Annotated in this window: 5 protein-coding genes; 2 read left to right on the forward strand and 3 right to left on the reverse strand. The window is 47.2% G+C overall.

The window, feature by feature from the left end:
• Positions 1-64 precede the first annotated feature (64 nt).
• Both F7C14_RS06375 and F7C14_RS06380 read left to right on the forward strand, forming a co-directional pair.
• Positions 65-946 (forward strand): C-GCAxxG-C-C family protein, encoded by an 882-nt coding sequence (locus F7C14_RS06375; RefSeq protein WP_290901023.1) that lies wholly within the window; start codon positions 65-67, stop codon positions 944-946.
• Between the two features lie 130 nt (positions 947-1,076).
• Positions 1,077-2,108, forward strand: coding sequence for an S-methyl-5-thioribose-1-phosphate isomerase (locus F7C14_RS06380; RefSeq protein WP_290901025.1), 1,032 nt, complete (start codon positions 1,077-1,079; stop codon positions 2,106-2,108).
• Between the two features lie 7 nt (positions 2,109-2,115).
• Here F7C14_RS06380 and F7C14_RS06385 read toward each other — a convergent pair whose 3' ends face one another.
• From F7C14_RS06385 to F7C14_RS06395, 3 genes are all read right to left on the reverse strand, one after another.
• Complete coding sequence (locus F7C14_RS06385) at positions 2,116-2,526, reverse strand: cytochrome c (protein ID WP_290901027.1); 411 nt, start codon at positions 2,524-2,526, stop codon at positions 2,116-2,118.
• Between the two features lies 1 nt (position 2,527).
• On the reverse strand, positions 2,528-3,385 hold the full coding sequence (locus F7C14_RS06390; protein WP_290901030.1) for a protoheme IX farnesyltransferase: 858 nt from the start codon (positions 3,383-3,385) through the stop codon (positions 2,528-2,530).
• A partial coding sequence (locus F7C14_RS06395; protein ID WP_290901032.1) for a cbb3-type cytochrome c oxidase subunit I occupies positions 3,366-4,552 on the reverse strand: 1,187 nt, incomplete at its 5' end. The genes F7C14_RS06395 and F7C14_RS06390, both read right to left, overlap by 20 nt.

Here is a 4,552-nt window from a genome sequence, read left to right on the forward strand (position 1 = left end):
TAGAGAAAAACCCCGCAAGCGATAAATGCTTCCTAATTCATACTATCATAATGGTGATGTAAATATGATGACACGACGCGGTTTTTTGGGATTTGCTGGAGCTGTTATTGCTACAGCTCTCGGCATGGCTTGCACTCAGGAGGAAAAACCAATTACAACACCAACGCCAGAAGTTAAGGAAAAGGTGGTTGTAAAAGAGGTCCTCAAACCGCTACCGATGCCTCCGTGGCCTTATAAGAAAATCGATCCGGATTACGCTGCCGAGCTTGGCTATCAAGGATACATGGGTAAAACGTTCGATGGGGAGAAGCTTCCGGGCAAAGCCTGCTGCTTCGGAGCGTTTTATGCGATAGTGAAACCTCTCGCTGAAGAGGTCGGCTCGCCTTATACGGAATTCTTGCCAGTTGCCTCCATTGCCACGGTTGGAGAAGGAGGATTGGTCGGCTGGGCTTCGCTTTGTGGAGCTTTAAACGGAGCAGCTTGGGCGATATGGCTCGTAGCTCCGGAAGAGGAGGCTAAGAAGGTCATAGATGAGCTTTACGCTTGGTACATGTATGAAGAGCTACCGAAATACACACCTCCGAAAGCGATGAAAGCTGAGCTAAGCCCCTTCCCGACTTCCGTATCGAACTCCGTTCTTTGCCATGCTTCCGTCACGAACTGGTGTGAGGTCAGCGGATACAAAGCGTTCTCCAAGGAGAGGTCAGAGAGGTGCGGAAGGCTTACCGCTGATGTGGCTAAGAAAGCTGTTGAGCTTCTTAATGCTGTCCACGAAGGCACGTTCGTTCCGGCATATCCGCTTGATGACAAAACGAAAAGCTGTAAGAGCTGCCACACCAAAGGAAGTGCCCTTGAAAACACGAGAGGAAAAATGGCTTGCTGGAGCTGCCACACGGAAGAAGGAGCAATGCGCGTTGAGCAAGTGAAGGGACATCCAGAGATCTGATTCAGAAAGTACGGCCATCATCATCGCATAGCTCAGATACTGCCAGATTCATCACTCAAAATCTTTTTTACTTTTTTGGATATAAACTTTTGCTGCGCAAACGTTTTTATCTCAACAAAAAGGCAAAGTTATGCGAACGATATTTTGGGAGGATTGCGTTAAACTCATAGACCAGACCAAGCTGCCGGAAAAATTCGAGATTCTTGAGTGCAGAAGAGTTGAGGAGCTTGCTGAAGCGATAAAAAAACTTGCTGTTAGGGGTGCTCCTGCTTTAGAAGCAGCTGGAGCTTACGGAATTGCTTTGGCAGCCCACGAAAAAGATTTTTCCTCAGTGGACGAGATGAAGGAGTATTTGAAAAAATCCGCTGAACTTCTTGCTTCTACTCGACCTACGGCGGTGAATCTTTTCGTCGGAATTGAAAGAGCTTTAAATAAAACTCTGAAAGGGGAAAGCGTCGAGGAAATTAGAAAGCTCGCACTGGAAGAAGCTGAAAAAATAGCTGAAGAAGATGTGGAAAGGAACAAACTCATGGGAAGGTTCGGAGCTAAGCTTATCGAGGACGGAGACACTATTTTGACGATTTGCAACACTGGAAGACTTGCCACCGTCGACTGGGGAACTGCTTTGGGAGTTATAAGAAGCGCTGTTGAGGAAGGAAAGAGGGTTAAAGTCATAGCCTGCGAAACTCGACCGCTGAATCAAGGCTCAAGGCTCACAGCTTGGGAGTTAATGCAGGACGGAATAGATGTAACGCTCATAGCCGACAGCATGGCGGGAATAGTTATGCAGAGGGGGATGGTTGACAAGGTTATAGTGGGAGCCGATAGAATCGTGAAGGATGCGGTGTTCAACAAAATAGGAACTTACACCTTGGCAGTTCTCGCAAAAGAGCATGGAATTCCTTTCTTTGTCGCCGCTCCGATAACGACTTTCGATTGGGACAGAGAAGCCAAGGACGTTGAGATAGAGGAGAGAAGCGAGGATGAGCTTATTTACTGCCACATAACTTGCAAAAGCAAGTTCATAGCTCCGAAAGGTGTGAAGGTATTCAATCCGGCTTTCGATGCCACGCCGCTGAAGTACGTTTCGGCTATAATTACTGAGAGGGGTGTTGTGTTTCCGCCATACGAGGAGAATGTTCCCAAGATTCTGAAAAAATAAAAAATTTTTATTTAATTTTTCTTAGAGCTAAGGCTCCAGCTGCAAGAAGCAAAAGAATTCCGAATCCTGGCGATTTCTTTTCGGTCACTATTTTTTCTGGTGTTGAAGTTGGAGTGAGGGTTTCAGTTGGTGTCGGTGTTGGGGCGAAGGATTTTATGTACTCTATTACGCTCTTTATTTCCTCATCACTCAACTCTGGAAAAGCTGGCATCTTGCCTTTTCCGTTCTTTATCGCATCGTATATTTCTTCGTAGCTCTTATCCTTCCAGTATTCCGGATCTGAAAAGTCCACACCTTTGTCTTCTTGCCCGTCACCCTTCTCTCCGTGACACATCTGGCACTTTTTCTCGTAAATCGTTTTGCCATCCTCGGCTGCCACCGGGAAAGTTAGCAATAGTAGAATCAACAGCCACCTCACGCTACCACCACCCTACTGAAAGGAAGAGGTACAATATAAAGACTATCCCTAAGTGGGGATTGCTCAGCTTGAAAAGTTTGTAGTGGGCTTTGGCATCGCTCAACTTCAAAAGAAGCTTGACGAGGGGGTAGTTCAGCAACGCCACGATAGATAGGCTAAAAGCGTCGTTGCTGAGGGTTGAGAAGACTGCGAAAGTTGTGAGTACGTAAAGGGAGGTGAACACAGCTATGGCGTTAATAACTTTCTCTCTGTCCTTTACAACGGGAAGCATCGGCACTCCAGCTTTTCTATAATCTTCCCTGTAAAAAGCTGCGAGACTCCAGATGTGTACGGGGGTCCAGAATACTATGAGCATAGCAAGAAGGAACGATTGGAGAGAGATTAGCTCGCTGGTCATTGCTGAGTAAGCTCCAAGGAGAGGAGCTGCCCCACCGGGAGATGCTATGAGTATGTTGTAAGGCGTTAGCCTCTTCAGTTTGTAGTTGTAGCTGAGAACAAAGGCAGCTCCGACGATTCCCCAGAATAGAACGTAAATGTTGATCAGAGAAGCTAAAGCAAGTCCGACAATGAGAAGAAGAGTTCCGAAAATTAAAGCGTTCTTTTCCCTCACAGCCTTTCTTGGCACAGGTCTATGTTTGGTTCTGCTCATTATTGCATCTATGTCTCTGTCAAGGTAAGCTGTAATCGCATTAACCCCGGAACAGCTCAGAAACACCGAGAGAATTAGAGCTAATAGAACTCCCGCGTTTCCGTTGTAAACGGAAAGCGCTTCGACTAAAGCCGTGAGCAGAAGTAAAGCCGTTAACTTGGGTTTCGTAAGCAAAAAATAGTTGAGAAATCTATTCGAGATAGTGACCATACTCGATCCCCCTTGCGAGTTTGCTCGCCATGATCACCGCCAGAACTCCAAGTCCCACGTAAGCTATTGCTGAGAGGGTGAATGGAATCCAGAGATTTCCGAATTCAAGGACTGCGGAGGAGGAAAAGCTCCAAAGTCCGGTGGTGCCTATTAGCGAGAAGAACACCGCCAAGACTACAAGGAACGGGAAGTGATCGAATGTTGTTAGGAAACTCTTCTTTGCAGCAGCTGGCTTGTACTCCTCTCCCTCAACTGGCATGAGAATGTGTCGAAGCATCGAAGCTGCTAAGTAGAGGTATCCGAGGAAAACCATTGCTCCTCCGAAAACTATTCCGGGAACGAAGGGGAACCTCGCTTCAAGAACTTTTTGCCATGGCTCGGAAAGAATCCAGTAGTGGTAGATCTGCACCGTCCCAGCTAAACCAAAGGAAGTGGCGAGGATAACTTGCCCGATGAACATCAGCCAGAAAGCCTTTTTACCCCAGGAAACGAAGGTTCTGTCCACGGGTTTTCCTGTTAAGTCTGGCAAAGCGAGATAAAGAAGGGCTATTGCACCCATTGCAAAGGCCATCATACATTCATGGCCATGACTTGGTGTGACCCAAGTTCCGTGCTCCCACCAGTTCGTCCAGGGCCAAGTTTGCATTAAGCCGAGGAGCGAAACTCCGATGAATCCGAAGATGAGTATTCCGACCATGAAGTAAAGACTCGGTATATTGGGGAAAGGATGCTTCAATTCCTTGGCAATTCTGAGGGACTCCAAAGCCATCAGAGCGAGGGGGACTATTTCGAGAACGCTTATAACACCTCCGAGCATAATCCAGAAGGTTGGCGTCCCTATCCAGAAATAGTGGTGTCCCTGCCCTATTATTCCAGATGTAGCTGCCAGAATGACGTCGTAGAATATGTACTTGTCAACGACTTTTTTAACTCTCGGATCTGGAATCAGAAGCATTAGGACGAGTCCTATAGCTCCGGCATAGGCTATCTCCAAGCTCCCTTCAACCCAGTAGTGGACTGTCCACCATCTAAAGTACTCGCTGACGACGACGCTCTTGAAGAACAAGTTCCCCGGAATGTAAAGGAGGAACGTTCCGGCAGCGCCTATTACAAGCGCCCATAAAGCTAAAGGCCACTCTTTCGGACTTGGAAGAGTTTTTAGGACGA

Origin of the sequence: Ferroglobus sp. (assembly GCF_015521575.1) — an archaeon.
Classification (GTDB): Archaea; Halobacteriota; Archaeoglobi; order Archaeoglobales; family Archaeoglobaceae; genus Ferroglobus.

Bases quoted from the DNA above. Each gene is read 5' to 3' on its own strand.
- F7C14_RS06375 (WP_290901023.1), top strand. From the start codon at position 65: ATGATGACACGACGCGGTTTTTTGGGATTTGCTGGAGCTGTTATTGCT.
- F7C14_RS06380 (WP_290901025.1), top strand. From the start codon at position 1,077: ATGCGAACGATATTTTGGGAGGATTGCGTTAAACTCATAGACCAGACC.
- F7C14_RS06390 (WP_290901030.1), bottom strand. From the start codon at position 3,385: ATGGTCACTATCTCGAATAGATTTCTCAACTATTTTTTGCTTACGAAA.